We start from the raw sequence: 24,818 nt of genomic DNA on the forward strand, positions 1-24,818 counted from the left end.
GAATCATCATGCTTATTCGATCTTCACTTCTCGTGTTGGCCGCCTTGCTGACCACCGCCTGCAGTCAGGCGGACGTGCCGCGCTTCACGCCGCCGGCGGAGCGCCCCGTGGGGCCGATGGAACGGCCGTGGCCGGCCAACCGTTACGCGGTGCTGGCGTATCACGACGTAGAAGACGGCGCGGCGGACCAGCGCTACATGTCGGTGCGCACCAGCGCGCTCAACGAACAGTTCGCCTGGCTGAAGCAAAACGGCTACCAGCCGGTGTCGGTCGAGCAGATCCTGCAGGCGCAAAACGGCGGCCCGGCGTTGCCGAACAAGGCGGTGCTGCTGACCTTCGACGACGGCTACCGCAGCTTCTACAGCCGGGTATTCCCGCTGCTGAAGGCCTACAACTGGCCGGCGGTGCTGGCGCCGGTCGGCGTTTGGCTGGATGCGCCGGCCGGCAAGCCGGTCGATTTCGGCGGCCTGATGACGCCGCGCGATCGTTTCCTCACCTGGCAGCAGGTGCGGGAAGTGTCGGACTCCGGGCTGGTGGAGATTGGCGCGCATACCTACGCTTCGCATTACGGCGGCATCGCCAACCCGCAGGGCAATACCGAACCGGCGGTCGCCAATCGGCTGTACGACGCCAAACAGGGCCGCTACGAAAGCGAGAAGGAATACCGCCAACGCATCGAGAAGGACGTGGCGTTGATCACCCGGCGCATCACCGCCGCCACCGGTAAGGCGCCGCGCGTGTGGGTCTGGCCGTACGGTGCGGCCGGCGGCGTGGCGCTGGACATCGCGCGCAAGCACGGTTACCGCATGGCGCTGACGCTGGAGAACGGGCTGGGAGACGTCAACGCGCCTGAGAACGTGCCGCGCATGCTGGTGGCCGGCAACCCGTCGCTGACGAGCTTCGCCCAGCAACTGACGCAGATACAGAACCGACAGATCATGCGGGTGGCGCACGTCGATCTCGACTACCTCTACGATCCCGATCCGCAGCAGCAGGCCAAAAACCTCGATAAGCTGATCCAGCGCATCTACGACCTGCGCATCAATACCGTTTTCCTGCAGGCGTTCGCCGATCCAAAAGGCGACGGCAACGTGCGCGAGCTCTATTTTCCCAACCGCTGGCTGCCGATGAAGGCCGACCTGTTCAACCGAGTCTCCTGGCAGCTCTCTTCGCGCACCGGCGTGGCCGTGTATGCCTGGATGCCGGTGCTGGCATTCGAGCTGGGGCCTGACGTGCCGCGCGTGCAGCGCCTCGATCCGCAAAGCGGGCAGCTGTCGGTAGACGACAAGCAGTATCGTCGCCTGTCGCCGTTCAGCCCGGTGGCGCGTCAGCGCATCGGTGAGATCTACGAGGATCTGGCGGCCCACGCCACCTTCAAAGGGATCCTGTTCCACGACGATGCCCTGCTGTCGGACTTCGAAGATGCCGGCCCCGACGCCGTTGCGGCCTACCGTCAGGCCGGCTTCGCCGATTCGGTGGCGGCGATACGCCAGGATCCGAAGGCGATGGCGCGCTGGACGCGCTTCAAGAGCCGGGCGCTGATCGGGTTTACCCAGTCGCTGACCGAGCGGGTGCGGGCGATCCGCGGCCCGCAGGTGCAAACCGCGCGCAACATCTATGCGATGCCGGTGCTCGATCCCGCCAGTGAAGCCTGGTTCGGCCAGAATCTGGCGGATTTCCTGCAGGCCTACGACTGGGTGGCGCCGATGGCGATGCCGCTGATGGAAAACGTGCCGCGCGCCGACAGCGGCCGCTGGCTGGATCAACTGGTGGGCAAAGTGGCCGCTTACCCCGGCGCGCTCGATAAAACGGTGTTTGAGTTGCAGGCTGTCGACTGGCGCAAGGAGCGCCGGGTCAGCCTGGATGACGGTCAACTGCTGGCCGAATGGATGCGTCGCCTGCAGCGCAATGGCGCTCAGAGCTTTGGTTATTACCCTGACAACTTCCTCGACGATCGGCCTAAGCTGGATGCCGTTCGCCCGGTGTTGTCCTCAGCCTGGTTCCCACTGCCATGACCGATCGTTTAATTGCCTTATTTATCCTGTGTCTGGTGTTGAGCGTGCCTTTCGGCATCGTCCTGCTGTTTACCGGCGAAATGCTGCTCAACTTCGTGTTCTTCTGGCCGTTGTTCATGTCCGGCATCTGGATCGCCGGCGGCATCTATTTCTGGCTGCATCGTGAGCGGCATTGGCGCTGGAGCCCGGACATGCCCGCGCCGGCGCTGCCGGGCAACCCGTCGATCAGCGTGCTGATCCCCTGTTTCAACGAAGGGTTGAACGCGCGTGAAACCATTTCGGCGGCGATGGCGCAGCGCTATGACAATATCGAAGTGATCGCCATCAACGACGGCTCCAGCGATGACACCGCCGAGGTGTTGGACCAGTTGACGCTGGAGTTCCCCCGGCTGCGAGTGATCCATCTGGCGCAAAATCAGGGCAAGGCGATCGCGCTGCAGGCGGGCGCAGCGGCGGCGCGCAGCGAGTATCTGGTGTGCATCGACGGCGATGCGCTGCTGGATCGCGATGCGGCAGCCTATTTGGTGGCGCCGCTGTTGGCCAATCCGCATGTCGGCGCGGTGACCGGCAACCCGCGCATCCGCACGCGCTCCACGCTGATCGGCCGCATCCAGGTCGGTGAGTTTTCGTCGATCATCGGCCTTATCAAGCGCACGCAGCGCGTTTATGGCCGCCTGTTCACCATTTCCGGCGTGGTCGCGGCGTTTCGTAAGCAAGCGCTCACCGATGTCGGTTACTGGAGTCAGGACATGATCACCGAAGACATCGACATCAGCTGGAAGCTGCAGCTGAAGCACTGGGCTATCTTCTTCGAACCGCGAGCGCTGTGCTGGATCCTGATGCCGGAGACCTTGCGCGGGCTATGGAAGCAGCGCCTGCGCTGGGCGCAGGGCGGGGCCGAGGTGTTTTTAAAGAATCTGCGCAACCTGTGGGCCTGGGAGCACCGGCATATGTGGCTGCTGTTCGCCGAGTATTGCCTCTCCACGCTGTGGGCGTTCACTTACCTGGTCAGCGTGCTGATTTTTCTGGTCGGACTGGCGGTACCGCTGCCGGAGGGCATCCGCATCCACTCGCTGCTGACGCCGGCGTTTACCGGCCTGGTGCTGGGCGTGGTGTGCTTGCTGCAGTTCACCGTCAGTCTGCTGCTGGAGAAGCGTTATGAGAAGGGCTTCGGCCGCTCGCTGTTCTGGATCATCTGGTATCCGCTGGTGTATTGGCTGCTCAGCTTGCTGACCACGCTGGTGGCGTTTTCCAAAGTGATGTTGAAAGCTCGGCGCGGGCGTGCGCGCTGGATAAGCCCCGACCGGGGCATTGGGAGGATCAAAGAATGACGGACGTCCTGATTTATTCCGAGCGCGGCCTGCTGCCGCGTATGGTAGACAGCCTGCTGACGCTTTTCGCCTGGTGCGGTTTCCTTTATCTGTTCAGTCGCGGCCTGATGTCGGTAATGGATCAGCACGGGGTGGGTTCCGCTCTGTCGCTGCTGGAAGTGATCTCGCTGTATATCATTGTGGCGTTGTTCAATGCCGTCACTCTGATCGCCTGGGCCAAATACAACCAGTATTTCTCCCGTCGCAGGGCGGCCGACCGCTGGCGGAAACAGCAACAGAACACCCACATCGGCTATATCACGCCGGAGCTGACCCGGCAGTTGCGGCGTTTGCCGATCGCCGTGGTGTCCCACAACAGCGGCGGCGGCATCAGCCAGGTTAGCGGCAGGCTGACGGCGGCCGAACCAGCAGCGAACAAGGTGGTGCAGCTGCGTTAATCGTCAGCGTTGCCGTCCGGCTTGCGGCGCAGCCCGTCGGGCGGCAACAGCAGGGCGCAGATCATGACGGCCAGACTGAACAGCGGCAGCCAGCGCGCCACCGGACCGGGGGCGTAGTTGTTGAGCACCGAGCAAACGTAGCATGTTACGGCCAGCATCCAGCCGGGCAGGCCGATATCGTTGAGCCGAAACGCGGTTTTGGCCATAAACCACGCCACCAGGCCAAAACAGAACAGCGCCCACACCATGATGCACAGCAGATACAGCAGCACCGAGACGAATTCCTCGGTGTCGCCGTGCGCATGGGCGCGAAAATGGTTTTTATCCAGGTAGGTCGACAGAAACGACAACAGCACGATGCCAACGGCGAAGATCGCCAGCGAGAAAACAAAGGGTTTGCGCGAGATGCGCCCGCGGTAAAGGTCTTTGGCGAGTTGTCCGAGAGATTCCATCACAGTCCGTTGTCGTAATCATTGACCGCCCGGCGACGGCCGGATGGCAAGCAGCCGGGCATTTTAACGGGGCAAACGGGGGCGTCAAGGTGATAACTTTTCTCATTTAGTCGCGGTTGAGATTCCACGCGGTCGCACCGGGCGTCCTTTCACCGTGCAAAACGTCACAATTTGGCACGTTTGGCTACCTGGCGCGGTAATTGGCGGCATAATCCTGTTTGTTCGCGTTGAACAATGCATTAACATAACTCCCACTTATCTCTTGCATGGCTATATGGATATCCGATGCGTCACCTGGTTGCGCTTTTACCGCTGATTACCTTGCTTGCTGCCTGTAGCAGCACGCCGAAACCCAGTACCACCGCTACGCCGCAGAGCACCCCGGTAAAGGGCGGCTTTTTGCTGAGCCCGGTGCACAGCGGCGCGCCGCTGGGAGGGGATTTCGCCAATAACCCGAATACCGCGCGCTTTATCGATAAGATGGTGCAGGAACACGGGTTTGACCGGCAGCAGCTGCACGACGTGTTGGCGCAGGCTCGGCGATTGGACTCGGTGCTGCGGCTGATGGACAGGCAGGCGCCGACGCCGTCTACCCAGGGCCCAACCGGGCCGAACGGTTCCTGGCTGCGCTACCGCAACAAGTTCATCACTCCGGATAACGTGCAAAACGGCGTAGTGTTCTGGAATCAATATCAGGATGCGCTGCAGCGCGCCTGGCAGGTATACGGCGTGCCGCCGGAGATCATCGTGGGGATTATCGGCGTGGAGACCCGCTGGGGCCGCGTAATGGGTAAAACCCGCATTATCGACGCGCTGGCGACGCTGGCCTTCAACTACCCGCGCCGCGCCGATTACTTCGCCGGTGAGCTGGAAACCTTCCTGCTGATGTCGCGCACTGAAGGCGACGATCCGCTCGAACTGCGCGGCTCCTTTGCCGGCGCGATGGGCTATGGGCAGTTCATGCCTTCTTCCTTCAAAAGCTACGCGGTCGACTTCAACGGCGATGGGCATATCAACCTGTGGGATCCGGTCGATGCCATCGGCAGCGTGGCCAATTACTTCAAGGCGCACGGCTGGTCCAAAGGCGAGCCGGTCGCCATTCAGGCCAACGGCCAGGCGCCGGGGCTGGAAAACGGCTTCAAGACGCGCTACTCGGTCGCCGCGCTGGCGGAAGCCGGCCTAAGCCCGCAGGGCTCGCTCGGCGATAATCAGGAAGCCAGCCTGCTGCGGCTGGACATCGGCACCGGCTACCAGTATTGGTACGGCCTGCCGAACTTCTACGTCATCACCCGCTATAACCACAGCACCCATTACGCCATGGCGGTATGGCAACTGGGCGAAGCGGTCGGGCGCTCGGCGCGCGGCGGCTTCTGACGCTGCGTCAATAAACGAAAAAGGCCGCGCAAGCGGCCTTTTTTGCGTTCTGAGCAATCAGAAATCGTAGCGCAGGCGCACCACGGTCATATCGCCGAGGTTGTCGGTGCTCGATGTCAGCACATGCTCCACGTCAACGCGGAAACCGTAGTCAAACTGCACGGTAACCCCGAGGCCGTTGTCGATGCGCTGGTAGTTGCGGCCGGTGATGTATTCCAGGCGGTCGCCCATGAAGTACGGCATCACCGATTTCACCGCGTACTGGCCAACCGGCACGGTATAACCGGCCAGGTATTCGATACCCCATGCGTCGCCGGCGAAGTAATTATTGATGTCGGCTTTCTTGGTGGTCAGGAAGTCGTTGTAGTAACCGCCGCCGAAGGTGAGGGTCCAGTTGTCCGGTTTCCAACTGATGGCGGTACCGAAAATGTTCTGGTCATAGCTCTTGCTGCCGCTGGTGGACGGATTGCGCATTTCGGCGCGGGTGTAGTTCCAGGCGGTGCCCCAGGTCAGGTCCTGCGTAATGTGGTAATCCACGCCCAGTGAGCCGCCGCCTTTGCGCTTGTAGCGCAGGCCGTTGCCCGGCAGATAGTCGCTGTCGCTGAATAGGTACGAAGCGTAAACGTCCGCATCGCCGAAGCGGTTCTTGTACTTCAGCATTTTGCGTGAGCGGTAAGAGCCGTCGTAGTCGCCGTTGATGCCGTTGCCCGGTGCCTGGGCCAGCATGTCGTAGTCCCAGATATCGGTTTTGGCGCCAACCACATCGTAGTAAACGCTGTTCTGCTGACCGAAGGTCATCTGGCCCCAGGTGTTGCTTTTCAGGCCGGTGTACAGCATGCGGCGGCTGGTGTTTCTCGCGCCGTCGGCATAGTGGTGATCCCAGTCGAACAGCGCCGGAATGTTCACGCCCAGCTCGTAGTAGCTGATCCAGCTGATATCGTCGAACAGGTAATAGTCCGCCGCGAAACGGAAGCGGGTGCCGCCGTCGAAGCCGTTACGCTTGTAGGAGCCCTTGTCACCGTCACCCGTCATGTTGTTGAACTGCGGACGGATACTGCCGCCAACGGTGAAGTTCAGGCGGCTGAGCGGATCGCCAGCCTGCGGATCCTGCTTCAGCAGGGTGATTTCCGCCTGAGCGGCGAACGACGCGCTGCCGATCGCCAGACCCAGCGCCACCGCTTGAGTCAATACGCGCAATTTCATTGCCATGTGTTATCCCTGTTTTATGTATGACCGCCCCCATCAGCGCCGCCATGCCGATGTTTTGCGCAGAACGCTGCGTTTTCACGCATTTTGACGGTTTTTTTGGTGTTTTAGCGGCGGGCGGCATTTGTAACATAAACGGTGACATAAATAATTACTTTTCTTGCTAATTGTTGGCCGGTTTTTGACCATTTCGTGCGGTGAAAAGGGCCGTTTTTCATGCCTTTCGATTCGGATGAATTCATCTAACGCCAAGGTTTATATTTTTCATTTGTCAGTCATCGGCGTCAGCCTGTAATTTTATCCGTGCAAGAGATAATTAATTTCAGCCTGTCACCGCCGTATTAACGTTAGCCTTTTTCTGCGTAATCGGTCGGCAGGAATAAGCGATTGGGAGGTCGCCATGAGAAATCTGTTCATGTTGTTGGTGGGGGTGTTTTCATTACCGGCGATGGCGGCGGAATCGCACGTTTGTCATTCTCAAGCTTATGATTATGCAGAGGTTAGTAAGGTCAGGTTGTCTGACGATACCCAGTTTTCCTGCCGCGGCATAGGGCGCCTGACGATCCCGGAACTGGCGCGCAAAGGATGGAAGGTGATTCATTTGGCGCAGCAAACCGAATATACCGACTCCGTCGACAGCGATGGTGAGGTTATTAAAATTTATCAGGAAATCGTGGTGTATAAAGAATAACGCGACGGCAGCCTGTGATTATTTCAACGGCGGCGAGAATCCTATTATGAATGCAAGAATCGGTATTGACGGCAGGGCTGCGGCCGCCATGGTGGTGCTTTGCGCCATCTGGGGAATGCAGCAGGTGGCGATCAAGGCTGCCGAGGCGGATGTGTCGGCGGTGCTGCAAATTGCCATTCGCTCGGGTCTCGCCGCGTTGGGGGTATACCTGCTGGCGCGTTGCCGCGGCGAGTGTTTCACCTGGGATCGCGCCACGCTGAGCGCCGGTTTGAGCGTAGGGGCATTGTTCGCGCTGGAGTTCTTTTTTGTCTCCGAAGGGTTGCGCTATACCAGCGCCTCGCATATGGCGGTGTTTTTGTACACCGCGCCGCTGTTTTCCGCCCTTGGCCTGCATTTCCTGATCCGTCAGGAGCGCCTGTCGCCGCTGCAGTGGCTGGGCATGCTCATCGCCTTTGGCGGCGTGGTGCTGGCCATATCGGGCATGGCCGAGGGAAGCGGCGGGGCCGATCGGCTGAAAGGCGATTTCTATGGCCTGCTGGCGGGGATCGCCTGGGGCGGTTCTACCCTGGTGATCCGTACCACGCGCCTGGCGGAGTGCCCGGCCAAACAGACGCTGCTGTTCCAGTTGACGGGCGCCTGTGTACTGCTGTCGCTGCTGGCGCTGGCGACGGACAATTTGCACGTTGTCCTGAGCCCCGTGGCCTGGAGCAGCCTGTTGTTCCAAACGGTGATCGTGTCGTTTTTCAGCTACCTGATCTGGTTTTCACTGTTGCGCCGTTATCAGGCTTCCTCGCTGGGCATTCTCACCTTTATGACGCCGGTATTCGGCATCCTGGCGGGGGCCGTCATTCTCGGCGAACCATTGCAAATTGAATTTGTATTGGGTGCCGTGCTGATCGTACTGGGGTTAATCGTAGTGAGTTGTTCATATCTTATTTATGTTGACCGAAGGGTGGCACCAAAAATATAAATTATGGATGTTGATGTACAGAACTACCAAATAAGCTGCGAAAGCCAATTCATTATTCAGCTGCAAATATCCCGCTATGCCTGGGGTGTGCCGCTGATTACGCTCAGCGATAACGGTGATTTTACCGTAATAAGAAGCCGGAGTTGGGCGAGGTTGGCTAATGGGATGCAATTGGAGGTTTATTATTTTGCCAATAATACCCTGCTGGCCTGGGATAAAAACCGCAAATATATCTCTTATTCAAAGGCCGGCCGGCTCTACGCCTGCGCGCTGCATTTTTCTTATTCTCCCAAAATAGAGCGCTAACCCTCCGGCCATCAGACCAGAGGGGAGATTTTCATGATCCACTGCTTAAACGCGAGGATCTTCGGCCACTGCCGCTCGGAGATGGTCGAGGTAAAATAGCAGTGTTCGCAGGGCACGGTCATATCGGCGAATGGAATGATCAGCTCGCCGCTTTTGATCCAGTCCTGCACCAGATTAAGCCGCCCCATGGCGACGCCAAGGTGCCGCGTAGCGGCCAGCACCGCGAGATCGGAACGGTCGAACTCCATACTTTTACTGTCGGTATCCAGTCCCAGCGCAAAGTGTTGTGACCAGGTTTGCCACTCATCTTCGCCGGAGTTGTAGCGATCGTGCAGCAGCGTACAGTGAGCCAGGTTTTCCGGCGCACTATACAGATTGTGTGCGGCGGCGTACTGCGGCGTGCAGATCGGCACCATCGATTCCTGCATAAAGGCCTCTTCCAGATGCCGCCCCGAGCGCAGTTTGCCGAAGTACATCGCCAGATCCACGCCGCGGTTGGCCAGGTTGATGATTTCCTGCCCGGTCAGAATGTTGAGGTGAATGGTGGGGTGTTGGGCGATAAAGTCGCCGATGCGCGGCAGCAGCAGACATTGCACCAGGGACGGGTGCGAGTAGAGGGTCAAGGTCCCCGTCAACTCGCGATTTTTAATGTCCAGGATTTCCTGATTCAAGGTGTTGAAGGAACTGTCCAGCGCCCATTGCATGCGCTCGCCCTCCGGCGTCAGCGTAATTCGGCGATGAAAGCGTTGGAATAGCAGAAAACCCAATTCCTTTTCGAGCAAATTAATGCGGTGGCTCACGGCGCTGGGGGTGATCGACAATTCTTGCGCCGCCAGCGCAAAAGATAAATGACGGGCGACGCATTCGAAAGTATGTAGCCGGGAAAATTGATAGCTGGTCAGCGGGGTTGCCCGCTGCGAATGTTTTTTACTGGGGAACATGCTATTTCTCCATGCGCATAATACGGCAATGTTAACATTTAATGGCGCGGAGGATAAACCCAGACTGATTGATATATTCAGTTTTTACGCTGAGAGATATCGTTATGTTGAAGGGAAATTCACTTGCTTGCATAACAACCGGAAATAACAGGCAGTGGGCGCACTGAGTGAGAGGGTTATGATAATCAGCAATAGGACGAATATAATAAAAAGACGTGCCGTTAAGCAGCGAGTAAAGACGGTGTGCGCAGCCTGAACGATAAAGGCTCATGTTCCCTGCGGGATATAACGTTTTCGCCGCAATAATTTGTCGCATGGCGACACAGAATACGCGTTAATCCCAGCGGCAAACGAGCGGAGGCATCAATCGATAATACTGCGCCCCCTCAGGCCGATAGAACTGCGCCCGGTGGTTACCCTCCGGGCGCGACATTCAGGGAAAAGCGGTTTGCTCGCCGGCGCGTATCAACGGCGGCGCAGCAGCAGGCCGGCCAACAAACCTGCGCCGGCAACGAGTGCCAACGCGGCGAGGGGGTTTTTCTTCATCATACCGCCGGCGCAGCTCAGGGCGTCGCCGTATTTTTCTTGCAGCGCGCCCACTGCCTGGCGCGTGACGCCTTCGGCCTGCCAACGTTCGTTACCGCTGACGTCACCTGCGATTTCCTGCGCTTTGCCCGCCACTTTGTCCATCATGCCATTGGCTTTTTCGCTGTTCATTATGATGTGCTCCTAAGGTTCGATCCGTTTGGCGTTCGCACAGAGCGAAAGCCTGCATTTGCACCGCCATGTTATGCACTTCACTTTTGGCCTATAAGGGGCGTTTGCATCTGTTTGGGTAGTGCATTTGCAGGCTACTTGCCGTTCCTGGAGGCCGCTCCGCCGGTAAACAGCCCGCGCTCTCTGGCCCAGACGATGGCTTCGCTGCGGCTGTGCACGCCGAGTTTGGAATAGACCGTCGCGACATGATTGCGGATGGTGTTGAGCGCCAGATTGAGACGCGCCGCGATTTTCTTGTCCGGCAGCCCCTCGCAAATCAATTCCAGCACATCGCGCTCGCGTGGCGTGAGATCGCTGGCGGTGAGTCCAGCCTGGTCGGGCCGGTTGATGCTTTTCACGTTGGCCAGTTTTTCGATCAGGGTTTGGCTGAACCAGGAGGCGTCCTGCATCACTTCTTCGATGGCGCTTACCAGCTCCAGCTCCGAGCGTTTGCGTTCGGTAATGTCCATGAGCACCAGCAGATAACAGGGCGCATTGTGGATGCTGACGGCATCCGCCGAGGCCACACAGTCAATCGACTCGCTCCCCTTCTTGCGCACCCGGATGTCCAGCCCTTCGACGTTGCCGCTTTTTTCCAGGGCGGCAAACAAACGGCGGTTCGCCTCCGGATCGTCAATAAACGGGATCTCTCCGACCGTCTTGCCGATCAAGTCTTCGGCGGCGTACTCGGTGGCGCGGGTGAAGGCTTCGTTGACATCCAGCACGCGCCGTTCGTGCGCGGTACATAACAACGTCGGCACCGGGCTCAGGCGAAATGCCTTGGCGAACCGCTCTTCACTTTCTCGCAGCGCTGATTCCGCCTGGCGTCGGGGTTCGAGATCGGTGAACGTGAACAGCATGCAGTCGTCTTCATTGATATCCAGCGGTTGGCCGGCAACCACCACCAGCTTGCTTCCTCCGCCGGGCAGTTTCAGCTCGGCCTCCATCTGCGGGATGGTGGCGCCTTCCCCCAGGCGCTGCACCGCCAGCTCTTTGTGCTCCGCCTGTTCCAAAACGTCGAGTTCATAAACCGAACGCCCCATGACCTGTTCACGCTGATAACCCGTCATATCAAGGAAGCCCTGGTTGACCTTGACGTAGCGCAGGTCGCTGAGCCGACAAATGACCGCCGGCGCCGGATTGGCGTTGAAGGTTTTTTCAAAACGCTGTTCGGCGCTGGCCCACTCCGTCGCGTCGCTCAGGATCAGCGCCAGCAGCTCCGGCTGCCCCTGCGCATCGGTGATAATCAGGCTCCGCAGGCGGTGCACCCAGAAGCTGTCCGGATCGTCGACCTGCCGAACCTCCACCACCACATCGGTGAAGGTTTCGCCTTCGGCAACCCGGTTCAGCGGGTACTGTTCCAAAACCAGCGGATGATTGTTGCGATAGCGCAGGGCAAAACGCGCCGCGTACTCGCCGGCATCGGCCCCCAGAGCTTTCTGATGACTCACGCCATGCATGGCCAACGCGGCCTCGTTGGCCCATAGCAAGGTTTGATCGGTATCCGTCAGGATCACGCCGTCGGACAAGCCGGAGATGATTTGCTGCAGGTGGCCGCGGTGGGTTTCGCTGGCCAAAACGGATTGGCTCATGTGTTCTCCGCTAGACAGAAGGGGGACGGCCGCTTAAGGGGGCCGCGGGTTACGCTACTCGCTGAGCAGCTTAGTGCATAACGTGCGTATTCGCAGGGTGTGAATGCACTAGGCATTCTGATGCAAATGAACCGGGACGGCCGACAACGCCGCGCGGCAGACTGAATTTGTCTGCGCGGTTATCCGCCGTGCGTGCAATCACTTGTCCAGAAAATATAAGGAACAACGATGACCACTGTCTATGAATCAAATCGCTTAGCGTTTCAGGTGTCATGGGGCTCGATATTGGCCGGGAGTGCCGTGGCGCTGGTGACTTATCTGACCTTCAGCGTGCTGGGCACGGCTATTGGCGCTCAGGCCGTGGATATGATGCAACAGGGCAACCCGTTGAGCGGCTTTGGCACCGGCACCGGGATCTGGCTGCTGGTTTCAACGTTGGCATCGCTGGCCGCAGGCGCGTTCGTCGCCGGCCGCGCCGCACCGAATCGCGGCGGCTTGCATGGTTTGCTGAGCTGGGCGATCACCACCTTGCTGACCACCTGGCTGATGGTTTCATTGGCGAGCGGCGTGGTGGGGCTGGCGGGCAGCGCGGTGGGCAAAGGGCTTTCGCTGGCGGGCAGCGGCCTGGCGGCGGCGGCGCCAAACGTGGGCGAAGGCCTCAAGCAGCAGCTGGATAAAAAGGGCATCAGCCTTGACTGGGGAAGCCTGGAAAATCAGTTGAACGCCACGCTCAAGCAGACCGGCAAACCGGAACTGGATCCGTCTCGGTTAGAACAGAAGGCCGATAGAGCGACCGCCGATGGCAAACAATCGGCCATGGATGCGGCTGCCGATCCGGCGCAGGCCGCCTCTGAGCTTAAACAGTGGTTCGACCGCGTCAAGCAGTCCGGTGAGCCGACGTTGAGCGCGGCCGACAAGGATGCGTTGGTGAATATCGTTGCGGCGCGCACCGGCAAGAGCCGCGATGAAGCGAGCCAAATCGTCGATAACTACGCTCAGGCTTACCAGCAGGCGGTGCAGAAAGTGGAAAAACTCAAGGCCGAGGCCGAACAGAAAGCGCGTGAAGCGGCCGATGAAGCGGCCAAACAACTGTCTCGCGCCGCGTGGGGGTCGTTGTTGGTGCTGCTGTTGGGCGCTGCGTTGAGCGCCGGCGTGGGGCGGATTGCCGAATCAACCCGCCGCACTGTCGCGCGGTAAGTTGAGATGAAAAAAAATCTGTCGTGCATCTCGCTGAATTATCGAAAAGTAGCGGGGGCCTCAGCTCCCGTGCTCGTCATCGATTTCTGCAACGAGAACAACGAGCGTTATACCCTGCGCTACAACCTGCCGCCGGATACTCCGGAGCGCACCGAGCGGCGGGTGTCTTTGCTGCTGTACCTGTTGCGCAAGCACAGGTCCGCAGAGATCGACAACCTGGCTGATTAATCAGGCCGTTAATGAAAAGCCCTGCCTCGCGAGCCGGGCTTTTTGTTTGCGGCCGCCGGCCGTTCTGACAACAAGGCGCGGGCGAGTCGGCTCGGTACTTTGCCGGGGGAGAGATGGGCGATTCATGGGCGTAGACAGGGTTCCCAATGGGCGCGGTTTGTAAAATAGGGCATCGAGCAAGGTTTGTTAAGATATCCGTTTTCTCTGCGCAGGAACGATAAAAAAGAAACGCGCTATTGCGATGCGAGATTATTGAGACCGATGTTCAGCCTTGAGCTTATTCCTCCCGTCTTCTTTGACTGCCGGCCATACTTTTATATCTCTTCCGCAGTACGTTTTATCGGCGGGCCAAGCATATAAAATGCGTTTTCATTTGTGATGATGAAATTCCTATTCGGCCATGAAATCTGGCTGTAAAAAACACTTTAAGGTAAAACAATTAGCAAAAAGTGTGATTCTACCTGGCGTGGCAAGTGCATCTTTGATGAGTGCACTTTACGCGAGTTGATTTTGTTTTATGGGTTTCTTGCGGAGAGATTTATATAACATGATCATTTTCAGTTATTTATGCGATAGTTTTTCCTATGACGAAAAAAATGAATTGACAGGCTGGTTTTTTTTAGGATTAATCTTAATGACTTGGTTTGGTTGGTTAACGATTTTAATAAAAAGGACGCGAATCTTATAAAAGCAAGGAGCACATATGGATTACAGAAAAGATATTCTTTTGCAGGTATTGGAATATATGGAAAAGAATATTGTTGAGGGGCTGTCAGTTGAAAAGGTTTCCATTATCTCAGGTTACTCTAAATGGCATTTGCAACGGCTGTTTAAGCATTATTTTGGTATAACGCTAGGGACTTATATAAGGAATAGAAAACTGAGTCGCTCTGCTATTCTGCTCAAACAGCACCAAGGGAACATATTGGATGTCGCCCTGGCATCCGGGTTTGCCTCACAACAATGTTACACGCGGGCATTCAAACGTTTCTTTGGCGAAACGCCCAACAGCTTTAGAAACAGCCGGGGGTGGGATTTTTCCACGCAGATCCCCCCGTATGGCAACGATAAGAAACCCTATTTCTATCACACGGTCATGCCGGATGACATTGAGATGTTAAAGCATTACAAATCGCTGATTTTTCATTCTATAAGAAAATTCAGAGATGCCGGCGACATTGCCCAGACCAATGAGAAATGGTTAAGCAAGCAGCGGGGGGCATGTAATGTGGAAAAGAAAAGGAGTAATAAATGGCATTCCAACAGCAAGGGGCAAGAGGTTTTCCATTCCATTTTTAACTTCTATATCCCTATGGGTAAATATATTGTCATTCCCTTTACGGGGGAGTTGTCAGAATATATTGACTTTTTCGATGTAATGTATGACGCTTATCTGCCAGCTATCAATGTCAAAATGCGGGAGAGCTTTTTTATAGAGTTATACAGGCAAGAGGATCTAAATGGGAAGGTTGTCAATGTCGATATACTTATTCCTGTGACATAGTGATGAGGCAAGAAAACATCATGAATAGAGAAAAACCTCTCGACTCGATTAATAAGCGGCCTCAAGCTCGCTTTATGCTATCTTCTATATTGTCTGCACCTGGCCGAACAATCGTTGCCGGCTTAGGCCGGCCGGGCATTCAATTAACTGCGGTGTTAATTTTTCTCATGTTTTCAGGAAATGCGATGGCCAATAATCGGGAACATCAGCAAATAGCGTTAGTCGGTACCTGGACCCATATTCCGGATGCGCCTGCGGTGCAGAAACCGGCAAGACCCAGTGAAGGGCTCTATCGCCTGACGGTTAATGGCGACGGCACGTTAACGCTGCTCGACGTGGTTAAAATGAAAAGCCCATCGTGGATCGTAAAATCTCGCGATGGCCGTTTCGCCTATGCCACCAATGAGGAGAACGCGGGAACGGTGACCGCCTTGGCAATAGACGACGCTGGCAGCGTGCGGGTGCTGAATACGGTGAACAGTGCGGGCCAGCAGCCGACGCACGCCACCCTCAGTCCGGATGGCAAGTTTCTGTTTGTCGCCAACTACTCCGTCGCCAAAGGCGGCGCGGGGATGACGGTATTGCCAATTGGCAGTGACGGCAAACTGGGTGAACGGGTGCAGCATTATCCGTTTATATCAGGTTCTGGCGTCGTGCAGGGGCGCCAGGAAGGGGGCCATGCGCACTCAACCACCTTCAGCCGCGATGGTAAATATCTGTATGCGGCGGATCTCGGCGGGGACAAGCTGCACGCCTATCGCTATCGCTCGGATAGCGCACAGCCGTTACAGGCGGATGCATCGCGCGATGTCAGCTTTGCGCCAGGCGCCGGCCCAAGGCACATGGTGTTCTCGCCGAAAGGCGAGTATGCCTATGTCATCACCGAAATGGCGGGTGAAATCGAGGCGTTTACCGTCAGTGACCATCGATTGACGCTACAAGGAAAAGTGAAACTGAACGGTGGGCAGGATTCCGCGGAGGCGAAAAGCGGCGGAGCCATTATCCTCAGCCCGAGCGGGAGATATCTTATTGCCACCAATCGCGGTGCCGATAACCATTTGCTGGTATTAAAAATTGGTGGGGATGGGCTGCCAGGGGAGACGACGCGCTATGAGGCCGGCGGCATTGAGCCGCGTGCGCTCGCTTTCGATGCCACCGGCAACCATCTTTATGTCACGAACGTGTTCACCAATACCGTTACGCTGTTCGATTTCGATGATGAGACGGGCGAGTTGAAGGCCAAAGGTGAGGCGGCGACGATTTCTACGCCGACGGATATCAAGTTTTTCAATTAATGCCAATCATAACGCGCGGAGGAAATCGGGTCTGAGGCGTGGAGAAGGGGGATTGCGGGTGCGGATGATGGGGAATGGCTTGATAATAAATAATGGTGTCCCCGACTGGAATCGAACCAGTAACTAGCCCTTAGGAGGGGCTTGTTATATCCGTTTAACTACGGGGACGCTGCGGGCTGGCAACCGAAGCTGCCGAGGCATTATACCTTTTTTTACCCGCAGAATAAGCGCTTAGCGGCGCGTTTGCTCAATACCTCGCCAGTTAGCGCCGAAATTTCCTCGCCTAACCGACGGCGATCACGGTTTTTCCCCGCCGTGGCGCCGTTTTTCCTGTTGCTGACGCGCCGCCCGTTTTTGGGCGCTCAAATCGTTGCGGATCTGCGCATGGCTTATCAACGCAAAGATAAAGGTGCCGCCGATGATGTTGCCCGCCAGCGTCGGCAGGGCGAACGGATAGACGAATTCCTGCCACCCAATCGCGCCGTTGAACACCAGATAGAGGATCTCTACCGAACCGACCACGATATGGGTCAGATCGCAAATCGCCACCAGGTAGGTCATCAGCACGATCACCCAGATTTTCGCTCCGCCGGCGGCCGGGATCATCCATACCATGGTGGCGATGATCCAGCCGGCCAGGATGCCGTTGGCGAACATTTCTCCCGGCGTATGGCGCATCACCTCTTCGCCCAGGCTGATGAAGGCGCCGCGCGTTTCGGCGTCGAACAGCGGCATATGGGTAAACGCCAGCGCCGCCAGCCCGGTGCCGATCAGGTTGCCGAGCAGCACCACGCCCCACAGGCGCAGCAGGATCAGCAGGTTGCGCGGCGTGGGTTTGTGCATGATGGGCAATACCGCCGTGACGGTGTTTTCGGTAAACAGCTGCTGGCGCGCCATAATGACAATGATAAAACCGAAGGTGTAGCCGAGGTTCTCGATGAAAAAGCGGCTGGGATCGTCCGGCAAGCGGGCGTGGAAAATGCCTTTCGCCGCCAGCGAGGCGCCCATCGACAGCCCGGCGGCGATCGCCGACCACAGCAATGCCAGCCCGTCGCGCTCCAGCTCTTTTTCGCCTTCCATCCGGATCTGTTCATGCACCGCCGCCGCGCGCGACGGCAGATTCTCTTCCCTGACTTCGATTTCGCGCTTGCCCTGTTCCTGTTCTTCGCTCTCTACCCGCATCGTCTCATCCTGCTCGTGCTCCTGGCGTTGCTGTTCGTTCATGCTGTCGCTCCTGCTCAATAAGGGTGAGGTCACGTCATTAAGCGTAGTTGCCCGGCCTAAATGCGGCGAAATACAGAAAAAGGTAACAAGAGTTAAAATCCGCCGCTTTTTTCCGCGCATTCTTGATCCTGCTCGCCATATTGGCCCCTCGGCGCGCCCCCCGCGGGCTGCGTGTGGTGAAAGGCTTATGCTATGATTCGCTATCCCAAAGAAAAATATGAGTTCCCCGATGCTGGAAGCCAAAAGTCTGAGTTGCGTGCGTGATGAACGCATCCTGTTTAGCGAGCTAAGCTTTTCAGTTCAGCCGGGCGATATCATTCAGGTAGAGGGGCCGAACGGCGCGGGCAAGACCAGTTTGCTGCGCATCCTCGCCGGTCTGGCGCGGCCGGACGGCGGTGAGGTGTGCTGGCGCGGGCGTGACACGCTGCGCGCTCGCGCGGATTACCAGCAAGATTTGCTGTTTATCGGCCATCAACCGGGCATAAAAGCCGTATTGACACCCTTCGAAAACCTGCAGTTTTATCAGGCGGTGCGCGGCGCGGTCGAGCATCAGGCTATCTGGCGCGCGCTGGAGCAGGTGGGGTTGGTGGGCTACGAAGATCTGCCGGTGGCGCAGCTTTCCGCCGGGCAGCAGCGGCGCGTGGCGTTGGCGCGCCTGTGGCTCAGCGCGGCGCCGCTGTGGATCCTCGATGAGCCGCTAACGGCGATCGATAAACAGGGCGTGGCCGATTTGATTAGCCTTTTTGAGCAACATGCGCAGCGGGGCGGCATGGTATTGTTGACCACCCATCAGGATTTGGCCGGCGTCAGCCAAACGGTGGGCAAAATTCGTTTGGCGGAACACGACGCGGGGAGTTTGTGATGTTTTTGACCCTGGTGCGTCGCGAACTGAAAATCGCCTGCCGTAAAGGTTCGGAGATCGTCAACCCGCTGTGGTTTTTCCTGATTGTGATCACGCTGTTCCCGTTGGGGATTGGCCCGGAGCCGCAGTTGCTGGCGCGCATTGCGCCGGGCATCGTATGGGTGGCGGCGCTGTTGGCCTCGCTGCTGTCGCTGGAGCGGCTGTTTCGCGACGATTTTCTCGATGGCTCGCTGGAGCAACTGTTGCTGCTGCCGACGCCGCTGCCGATGACGGTGCTGGGCAAAGTGTGTGCTCACTGGGTCGTGACGGGATTGCCGCTGCTGATCCTGTCGCCGCTGGTGGCGCTGCTGTTGTCGCTTGATATGCAAACCTGGCTGGCGGTGGCGGGTACGCTGCTGCTCGGCACGCCGACGCTGAGCCTGATCGGCGCTATCGGCGTGGGGCTGACCGTCGGCCTGCGCAAAGGGGGCGTGCTGCTCAGCCTGCTGGTGCTGCCGCTGTATATCCCGGTGCTGATCTTCGCCACCGGCGCGATCGACGCCGCCGCGATGGGCATGCCGATCGACGGTTACCTGGCGATACTCGGCGCGATGCTGGCGGGCAGCGTGACATTGGCGCCGTTTGCTGCCGCAGCGGCGCTGCGAGTGAGCGTGCACTAGCTAACAAATTGAATGAACAGACGGGGCAAGGCCGGCAAGAGCGTACCCCGCAGAAGATTTTCGCCGTTTCGAACGCTCGAGGCGGCCGACGCATAAAAATTACCGTGAGCACTGACGACAATGTGGAAATGGTTACATCAACTGGCGCGGCCTGAACGGCTGTATCATGTCTGCGGCCGCTTTATCCCCTGGCTGGGGCTGGCGGCGGCGGCCTGCCTGCTGCTTGGCTGGGCCTGGGGCTTTGGTTTCGCGCCGAAGGATTATCAGCAGGGCGACAGCTTCCGCATCATTTATATTCACGTGCCGGCGGCCATGTGGTCGATGGGCATCTATGCCTCGATGGCGGTGGCGGCGTTTATCGGCCTGGTGTGGCAGATGAAAATGTCCGATACCGTGGTGGCGGCGATGGCACCGATCGGCGCGGTGTTCACCTTTATCGCGCTGGTGACCGGCTCCGCCTGGGGCAAGCCGATGTGGGGCACCTGGTGGGTATGGGATGCGCGGCTGACCTCCGAGCTGGTGCTGCTGTTCCTTTATATGGGCGTCATCGCGCTGTATAACGCTTTCGAAGACCGCCGCCTGGCGGGCCGGGCCGCCGGCATTCTGGTGCTGGTGGGCGTGGTGAACATTCCGATCATCCATTTCTCCGTCGAATGGTGGAACACGCTGCATCAGGGCTCGACCAACATGCAGCAATCCATCGCGCCCAGCATGCGTACCCCGCTGCGCTGGGCGATCCTCGGCTACCTGCTGTTGTTCGTCACGCTGACGCTGATGCGCCTGCGCAATCTGATTCTGTTCCAGGAGCGCCAGCGCCCGTGGGTCGCCGGGCTGGTGAACAAGGAGCGTCAGTCATGAATGCCGCATTCGATTCCTGGCCGGCGTTTTTCGCCATGGGCGGTTATGCCTTCTATGTCTGGCTGGCGGTCGCCGCCACGCTGATTTCGCTGTTGGGGCTGGTGGCGCACACCGTCTGGCAGCGGCGGCAGTTGCTCGCCGAGATCGGCCGCCGTCAGGCGCGCGAGCGGCGCATTCGCCATGCGCAACAATCAAAACAAAAATCCGCCGCACCGCGGGAGAAATCATTGTGAATCCACGTCGTAAAAGCCGCCTTTATCTGGCGATCGTTGTGCTGATCGGTATTGCACTGACCGCGACCCTGATGCTGTACGCGCTGCGCTCCAACATCGATCTGTTCTATACCCCGGGTGAGATCCTGCAGGGCAAGGGCGAAAATCATGAGAAGCCCGAGGTCGGCCAACGGCTGCGCATCGGCGGCATGGTGATGCCGGGCTCGGTGAAACGCGATCCCAATACGCTGCAGGTCAGCTTCAAGATTTACGACGCGCGCGGCGCGATCGGCGTGACCTACACCGGCATTCTGCCGGATCTGTTCCGCGAAGGGCAGGGCGTGGTGGCGCAGGGCGTGCTGGGCGAGGGCAACGTGGTCAACGCGCGTGAAGTGCTGGCCAAGCACGACGAGAAATATACGCCGCCGGAAGTGGCCGACGCGATGAAAGAGAATCACAAAGGGCCGGCGGAAGCGTATAACGCGCCGCAGGCGGAGGGCGCCAAGTCATGATGCCGGAACTGGGCAGTTTTCTGCTGTGCCTGGCGCTGGCGATCGCGCTGCTGCTGAGCATTTACCCGCAGTGGGGCGCGGCGCGGCAGGACAGCCGCATGATGGCGGTGGCCCGCCCGCTGACCTACGGCATGTTCGCGGCGATTGCGCTGGCGTTCCTGTGCCTGGTGCATGCCTTCGTGGTCAACGATTTTACCGTCGCCTACGTGGCCACCAACTCCAATACCCAATTGCCGGTGTATTACCGCATCGCCGCCACCTGGGGGGCGCACGAAGGTTCGCTGCTGCTGTGGGTGCTGCTGCTGAGCTGCTGGTCGCTGGCGGTGGCGTTGTGCAGCCGGGCGATGCCGCAGGACGCGGTGGCGCGGGTGCTGTCGGTGATGGGCATGATCACCGCCGGCTTCCTGCTGTTCATCATCATGACCTCCAACCCGTTCACCCGCACGTTGCCTAACTTCCCGATCGACGGCAGCGATCTCAACCCGCTGCTGCAGGATATCGGCCTGATCTTCCACCCGCCGCTGCTGTACATGGGCTATGTCGGCTTCTCGGTCGCCTTCGCGTTCGCCATCGCCTCGCTGATGGCCGGCCGGCTCGACACCGCCTGGGCGCGCTGGTCGCGCCCGTGGACCACCGCCGCCTGGGTGTTCCTCACGCTGGGCATCGTGCTCGGATCGGCCTGGGCCTACTATGAGTTGGGCTGGGGCGGTTGGTGGTTCTGGGATCCGGTAGAGAACGCCTCCTTTATGCCGTGGCTGGCCGGCACCGCGCTGATGCATTCGCTGGCGGTGACCGAAAAACGCGGCACGTTCAAAGCCTGGACGGTGCTGCTGGCGATCACCGCCTTCTCGCTGTGCCTGCTGGGCACCTTCCTGGTGCGCTCCGGCGTGCTGGTCTCGGTGCACTCCTTCGCCTCCGATCCGGCGCGCGGCATGTTTATTCTCGCCTATCTGGTGATCGTCATCGGCGGTTCGCTGCTGCTGTACGCGGTCAAGGGCGGCCAGGTGCGCAGCCGGGTGCAGCACGAGACTTTCTCGCGCGAGACCTTCCTGCTGGGCAATAACGTGTTGCTGATCGCCGCCATGCTGGTGGTGCTGTTGGGCACGCTGCTGCCGCTGGTGCACAAACAGTTGGGGCTGGGCAGCATTTCGATCGGCGAGCCGTTCTTCAACACCATGTTCACCTGGCTGATGGCGCCGTTGGCGCTGCTGTTGGGTATCGGGCCGCTGGTGCGCTGGCGCCGCGATGAGCCGCGCAAGCTGTGGCGCCGCCTCGGCGTGGCGCTGCTGGTGACGCTGGTGCTGTCGATTCTGCTGCCGTGGCTGCTGCAGGACAGCATCGCCGGCATGACGGTGGTGGGCCTGATCATGGCGCTGTGGGTGATCATCCTGACGCTGATGGAGCTGCATGAGCGCGCCACCCACCGCCACGGTTTCTGGCGCGGTCTGCGGCAGCTGTCTCGCAGCCATTGGGGCATGGTGCTCGGCCACCTCGGCGTGGCGGTGACGGTGATCGGCATCGCCTTCAGCCAGAACTACAGCGTGGAGCGCGACGTGCGGATGAAGGCCGGCGACAGCGTGGATATCCACAATTATCACTTCGTGTTCCGCGACGTGCACGACATTCGCGGCCCGAACTACAGCGGCGGCGTCGGCATCATCGACGTGACGCGCAACGGCAAGCCGGAGGCGACGCTGCATGCGGAGAAACGCTACTACAGCGTGGCGCGCAGCATGATGACCGAGGCGGCGATCGACGGCGGGTTCAGCCGCGATCTGTACGCGGCGCTGGGCGAGGAGCTGGAAGACGGATCCTGGGCGGTGCGTCTGTATTACAAACCCTTCGTGCGCTGGATCTGGTTCGGCGGCGTCTTTATGGCGATCGGCGGCCTGCTGTGCATTCTCGACCCGCGTTATCGCATGAGCAAAAAGCTCAAGCGCGAAGGCAAGCTGGAGGCGCAATCATGAAGCGTAAGCTGCTGTTTATCCCATTGATACTTTTCCTGCTGTTGGTGGCGGCCCTGATGGTGCAACTGACGCGCAACGCGGGCGGCGAAGATCCGACCATGCTGGAGTCGGCGCTGATCGGCAAACCGGTGCCGACCTTCACGCTGGAATCGCTGGATCAGCCCGGCAAAACCTACGATCAGGCGGTGCTGCGCGACGGCAAGCCGATCTTGCTCAACGTCTGGGCCACCTGGTGCCCGACCTGCCGCGCGGAACATCAGTATCTCAATACGCTGGCGGCGCGCGGCGTACGGGTGGTCGGCCTGAACTATAAAGACGATCGCGCCAAGGCGGTGGCCTGGCTGAATTCCCTGGGCAATCCCTATGCGCTCAGCCTGTACGACGGCGACGGCATGCTGGGGTTGGATCTCGGGGTGTACGGCGCGCCTGAGACCTTTCTTATCGACGGCCAGGGGATCATTCGCTATCGCCACGCCGGCGACATGAATGAGCGCGTCTGGCAGCAGGAAGTGCTGCCGCTGTATAAAAAGTACGGGGGTGAGGCATGAGGTTGATTGTTCTGCTGTGCGCCGCGCTGCTGAGCTGGAGCGCCGCCGCGGCGATCGATACCTATCGCTTCAACTCCGTCGAGCAGGAGCAGCAGTATCGCGAGTTGACCGAACAGCTGCGCTGCCCGAAATGCCAGAACAACAGCATTGCCGATTCCAACGCCATTATCGCCGCCGACATGCGCACCAAAGTGTACGAGCTGATGATGCAGGGGCAAAGCAAGCAGCAGATCATCGATTACATGGTGGCGCGTTATGGCAACTTCGTCACCTACGAGCCGCCGGTAACGCCGGCGACGCTGATCTTGTGGATCGGCCCGCTGCTGTTCGTATTGATCGGCGGGGCGGTGGTGATCCTGCGCACCCGTCGCAAGCCCGAGGCGGCGGTGGACGATGCATTCTCCGAACGGGAACGGCAGCGCCTGGCGGCGCTGTTGCAAGAGACTGACAGGAAGAAACCCTAATGGCTTTTTGGCTGATTATTTGCGTGTTGCTGGCCGGCGCCGCCGCGTTGCTGGTGGTGCCGGCGATGCGCCACGGCAAGCAGAGCGCCGCCACGCGCGATGCGTTGAACAAGGCGTTTTATCAGGATCGCCTCAGCGAGTTGGAGCAGGATGAGCAGCAGGGCGTGGTAGCCGAGCGTCCGGAACTGGTCAAAGAGCTGCAACAGAACCTGTTGAACGATATCCCGGCCGAGCAGATGGCGCAGGCGAAACCGATCAACCGCTGGGCGCTGGTGCCGGGCGTGCTGTTATTGCTGGTGGTGACCGTTGGCTTTTATCTGAAAACCGGCGGGCTGGCGCAGGTGCTGGACTGGCGCATGGTGCAGGCGCAAATGCCGGAATTGCGCGAGCGCGTCGCCAATGAGCGCGCCAAACCGCTGAGCATGGAAGAGATTGCCCGTCTCGGGCTGGGGCTGCGCACCGCGCTGCAGCAGGACGATCGCAATATCAACGACTGGATGATGCTGGGGCGCGTCGGCATGGCGTTGAACAATGCCACTACCGCCACGCAGGCCTTTGCTCATGCTTATCAATTGGATCCGAATAGTCTGGAAGTGCGGCTCGGCTATGCCGAGGTCTTGACGCGATCCAACGATCCGGAGGATAACAAGCAGGCGACGCAGCTGTTGCGGCGCATGATCGCGGAAAACCACAGCGATCCGCGGGTGCTGAGCCTGCTGGCGTTCAATGCCTTCGAACAGGGCGATTTCAAACAGGCGATCGGCGCCTGGCAAGTGATGCTGCAGCTGCTGCCGGCTAACGATCCGCGCGCGGAAGTGATAAAGCGCAGTATTGCACAAGCAAAAGCCCAGGCCGGCGGAGAAACTGTTAAACTGAATGTGACTGTTTCACTGTCACCGCAGGCGGCGAAAGCCATGCCGCCGCAGGGGACGCTGGTTATCTCGGTGACCGACGGCGTCAGCCCGGTGCCGGTCGCGGTAAAACAATTGCCGTTGAGCCGTTTTCCGCTGTCTTTCTCTCTGGACGACAGCAACGCCATGATGCCCGAGCGTCTACTCTCGGCACAGCATCAGGTGCAGGTGCGTGTGCGCCTCTCACAGGACGGATTGGCCACGCCGCAGCCGGGGGACTGGTTCGGCGAAAGCTCGCTGCAGACATTCAGCGGTAAAGAGCAGGTTAGCGTTCAGATAAACAAGCAGGTCCCTGAAAAATAAGAC

The 24,818-nt window shown here is 59.0% G+C and carries 26 protein-coding genes and 1 tRNA gene; 20 read left to right on the forward strand and 7 right to left on the reverse strand.

Annotation, left to right across the window (positions count from 1 at the left end; translation table 11 throughout):
• Nucleotides 1-8: 8 nt before the first annotated feature.
• The 3 genes from pgaB to pgaD are packed head-to-tail and all read left to right on the forward strand — an operon-like array spanning nt 9 to nt 3,783.
• Nucleotides 9-2,015, forward strand: a complete 2,007-nt coding sequence (gene pgaB, locus ACJ8PL_RS08330; RefSeq protein ID WP_442531059.1) for a poly-beta-1,6-N-acetyl-D-glucosamine N-deacetylase PgaB — start codon at nt 9-11, stop codon at nt 2,013-2,015.
• Complete coding sequence (gene pgaC / locus ACJ8PL_RS08335) at nt 2,012-3,346, forward strand: poly-beta-1,6-N-acetyl-D-glucosamine synthase (RefSeq protein ID WP_016926823.1); 1,335 nt, start codon at nt 2,012-2,014, stop codon at nt 3,344-3,346. The genes pgaB and pgaC overlap by 4 nt, the downstream gene beginning before the upstream one ends.
• Complete coding sequence (pgaD, locus tag ACJ8PL_RS08340; RefSeq protein ID WP_016926824.1) at nt 3,343-3,783, forward strand: poly-beta-1,6-N-acetyl-D-glucosamine biosynthesis protein PgaD; 441 nt, start codon at nt 3,343-3,345, stop codon at nt 3,781-3,783. The genes pgaC and pgaD overlap by 4 nt, the downstream gene beginning before the upstream one ends.
• Here pgaD and ACJ8PL_RS08345 read toward each other — a convergent pair.
• Nucleotides 3,780-4,235, reverse strand: coding sequence for a DUF805 domain-containing protein (locus tag ACJ8PL_RS08345; RefSeq protein ID WP_016926825.1), 456 nt, complete (start codon nt 4,233-4,235; stop codon nt 3,780-3,782). The two genes, pgaD and ACJ8PL_RS08345, sit on opposite strands and share 4 nt — an antisense overlap.
• A 285-nt stretch (nt 4,236-4,520) precedes the next feature.
• Between ACJ8PL_RS08345 and mltB the strand changes: the two genes are divergently transcribed.
• Nucleotides 4,521-5,609, forward strand: coding sequence for a lytic murein transglycosylase B (gene mltB / locus ACJ8PL_RS08350; protein WP_442531060.1), 1,089 nt, complete (start codon nt 4,521-4,523; stop codon nt 5,607-5,609).
• 57 nt (nt 5,610-5,666) lie between these two features.
• Here mltB and ACJ8PL_RS08355 read toward each other — a convergent pair whose 3' ends face one another.
• Nucleotides 5,667-6,818: a porin gene (locus tag ACJ8PL_RS08355; protein ID WP_028127761.1), complete on the reverse strand. Its 1,152-nt coding sequence runs from the start codon at nt 6,816-6,818 to the stop codon at nt 5,667-5,669.
• Between the two features lie 397 nt (nt 6,819-7,215).
• On the opposite strand from ACJ8PL_RS08355, the gene ACJ8PL_RS08360 reads away from it, so the two are divergent.
• Genes ACJ8PL_RS08360 through ACJ8PL_RS08370 form a run of 3 tightly spaced genes read left to right on the forward strand, consistent with a single transcriptional unit; the run spans nt 7,216 to nt 8,782 of the window.
• Nucleotides 7,216-7,506, forward strand: coding sequence for a hypothetical protein (locus tag ACJ8PL_RS08360; RefSeq protein ID WP_028127760.1), 291 nt, complete (start codon nt 7,216-7,218; stop codon nt 7,504-7,506).
• A gap of 46 nt (nt 7,507-7,552) precedes the next feature.
• Nucleotides 7,553-8,476: a DMT family transporter gene (locus tag ACJ8PL_RS08365; RefSeq protein WP_028127759.1), complete on the forward strand. Its 924-nt coding sequence runs from the start codon at nt 7,553-7,555 to the stop codon at nt 8,474-8,476.
• Between the two features lie 3 nt (nt 8,477-8,479).
• Nucleotides 8,480-8,782: a hypothetical protein gene (locus ACJ8PL_RS08370; protein WP_028127758.1), complete on the forward strand. Its 303-nt coding sequence runs from the start codon at nt 8,480-8,482 to the stop codon at nt 8,780-8,782.
• A gap of 11 nt (nt 8,783-8,793) precedes the next feature.
• Here the strand turns inward: ACJ8PL_RS08370 and dsdC are convergent, their stop codons facing one another.
• The 3 genes from dsdC to ACJ8PL_RS08385 all read right to left on the reverse strand — a co-directional run bounded on the left by dsdC (nt 8,794) and on the right by ACJ8PL_RS08385 (nt 12,071).
• Entirely contained in the window at nt 8,794-9,723 is a 930-nt protein-coding gene (dsdC, locus tag ACJ8PL_RS08375; RefSeq protein WP_016926831.1) for a DNA-binding transcriptional regulator DsdC, read from the reverse strand.
• A gap of 465 nt (nt 9,724-10,188) precedes the next feature.
• Nucleotides 10,189-10,440: a CsbD family protein gene (locus ACJ8PL_RS08380; protein ID WP_016926832.1), complete on the reverse strand. Its 252-nt coding sequence runs from the start codon at nt 10,438-10,440 to the stop codon at nt 10,189-10,191.
• Nucleotides 10,441-10,574: 134 nt separating this feature from the next.
• Nucleotides 10,575-12,071, reverse strand: coding sequence for a helix-turn-helix transcriptional regulator (locus ACJ8PL_RS08385; RefSeq protein WP_016926833.1), 1,497 nt, complete (start codon nt 12,069-12,071; stop codon nt 10,575-10,577).
• A 228-nt stretch (nt 12,072-12,299) separates the two neighbouring features.
• Here ACJ8PL_RS08385 and ACJ8PL_RS08390 point away from each other — a divergent pair, with 228 nt between their 5' ends.
• From ACJ8PL_RS08390 to ACJ8PL_RS08405, 4 genes are all read left to right on the forward strand, one after another.
• Entirely contained in the window at nt 12,300-13,268 is a 969-nt protein-coding gene (locus tag ACJ8PL_RS08390; protein ID WP_028127757.1) for a DUF4013 domain-containing protein, read from the forward strand.
• 6 nt (nt 13,269-13,274) lie between these two features.
• A complete protein-coding gene (locus ACJ8PL_RS08395; RefSeq protein ID WP_004936288.1) occupies nt 13,275-13,496 on the forward strand; it encodes a hypothetical protein in 222 nt (73 codons plus the stop codon).
• A gap of 703 nt (nt 13,497-14,199) precedes the next feature.
• Nucleotides 14,200-15,000 carry a helix-turn-helix domain-containing protein gene (locus ACJ8PL_RS08400; RefSeq protein WP_016926835.1) on the forward strand — a complete coding sequence of 267 codons (801 nt, stop codon included), beginning with the start codon at nt 14,200-14,202 and terminating at the stop codon, nt 14,998-15,000.
• A 20-nt stretch (nt 15,001-15,020) separates the two neighbouring features.
• On the forward strand, nt 15,021-16,295 hold the full coding sequence (locus tag ACJ8PL_RS08405; protein ID WP_233504957.1) for a lactonase family protein: 1,275 nt from the start codon (nt 15,021-15,023) through the stop codon (nt 16,293-16,295).
• A gap of 93 nt (nt 16,296-16,388) precedes the next feature.
• Here the strand turns inward: ACJ8PL_RS08405 and ACJ8PL_RS08410 are convergent.
• Both ACJ8PL_RS08410 and ACJ8PL_RS08415 read right to left on the reverse strand, forming a co-directional pair.
• A tRNA-Arg gene (locus ACJ8PL_RS08410) sits at nt 16,389-16,463 on the reverse strand.
• A gap of 129 nt (nt 16,464-16,592) precedes the next feature.
• Nucleotides 16,593-17,519 carry a formate/nitrite transporter family protein gene (locus ACJ8PL_RS08415; protein ID WP_049300086.1) on the reverse strand — a complete coding sequence of 309 codons (927 nt, stop codon included), beginning with the start codon at nt 17,517-17,519 and terminating at the stop codon, nt 16,593-16,595.
• A 229-nt stretch (nt 17,520-17,748) separates the two neighbouring features.
• On the opposite strand from ACJ8PL_RS08415, the gene ccmA reads away from it, so the two are divergent.
• The 9 genes from ccmA to ccmI all read left to right on the forward strand — a co-directional run bounded on the left by ccmA (nt 17,749) and on the right by ccmI (nt 24,815).
• Complete coding sequence (gene ccmA, locus ACJ8PL_RS08420) at nt 17,749-18,381, forward strand: cytochrome c biogenesis heme-transporting ATPase CcmA (RefSeq protein WP_016926838.1); 633 nt, start codon at nt 17,749-17,751, stop codon at nt 18,379-18,381.
• A complete protein-coding gene (ccmB, locus tag ACJ8PL_RS08425) occupies nt 18,381-19,040 on the forward strand; it encodes a heme exporter protein CcmB (protein WP_016926839.1) in 660 nt (219 codons plus the stop codon). The genes ccmA and ccmB overlap by 1 nt, the downstream gene beginning before the upstream one ends.
• 120 nt (nt 19,041-19,160) lie before the next feature.
• The gene (locus ACJ8PL_RS08430) at nt 19,161-19,898 is read left to right on the forward strand and encodes a heme ABC transporter permease (RefSeq protein ID WP_004936270.1); all 738 of its coding nucleotides are present in this window, start codon (nt 19,161-19,163) and stop codon (nt 19,896-19,898) included.
• The gene (ccmD, locus tag ACJ8PL_RS08435) at nt 19,895-20,131 is read left to right on the forward strand and encodes a heme exporter protein CcmD (protein ID WP_016926840.1); all 237 of its coding nucleotides are present in this window, start codon (nt 19,895-19,897) and stop codon (nt 20,129-20,131) included. Before ACJ8PL_RS08430 ends, ccmD begins: the two co-directional genes overlap by 4 nt.
• On the forward strand, nt 20,128-20,622 hold the full coding sequence (ccmE, locus tag ACJ8PL_RS08440) for a cytochrome c maturation protein CcmE (protein ID WP_004936264.1): 495 nt from the start codon (nt 20,128-20,130) through the stop codon (nt 20,620-20,622). Before ccmD ends, ccmE begins: the two co-directional genes overlap by 4 nt.
• Entirely contained in the window at nt 20,619-22,589 is a 1,971-nt protein-coding gene (locus ACJ8PL_RS08445; protein ID WP_016926841.1) for a heme lyase CcmF/NrfE family subunit, read from the forward strand. Before ccmE ends, ACJ8PL_RS08445 begins: the two co-directional genes overlap by 4 nt.
• Nucleotides 22,586-23,137, forward strand: coding sequence for a DsbE family thiol:disulfide interchange protein (locus ACJ8PL_RS08450; RefSeq protein ID WP_442531061.1), 552 nt, complete (start codon nt 22,586-22,588; stop codon nt 23,135-23,137). The genes ACJ8PL_RS08445 and ACJ8PL_RS08450 overlap by 4 nt, the downstream gene beginning before the upstream one ends.
• Nucleotides 23,134-23,601: a cytochrome c-type biogenesis protein gene (locus ACJ8PL_RS08455; protein WP_049300083.1), complete on the forward strand. Its 468-nt coding sequence runs from the start codon at nt 23,134-23,136 to the stop codon at nt 23,599-23,601. The genes ACJ8PL_RS08450 and ACJ8PL_RS08455 overlap by 4 nt, the downstream gene beginning before the upstream one ends.
• A complete protein-coding gene (gene ccmI / locus ACJ8PL_RS08460; protein WP_116403456.1) occupies nt 23,601-24,815 on the forward strand; it encodes a c-type cytochrome biogenesis protein CcmI in 1,215 nt (404 codons plus the stop codon). The genes ACJ8PL_RS08455 and ccmI overlap by 1 nt, the downstream gene beginning before the upstream one ends.
• The last annotated feature ends 3 nt before the right edge of the window (nt 24,816-24,818 follow it).

Source organism: Serratia sp. CY83965, from assembly GCF_052166375.1.
GTDB lineage: Bacteria > Pseudomonadota > Gammaproteobacteria > Enterobacterales > Enterobacteriaceae > Serratia > Serratia marcescens.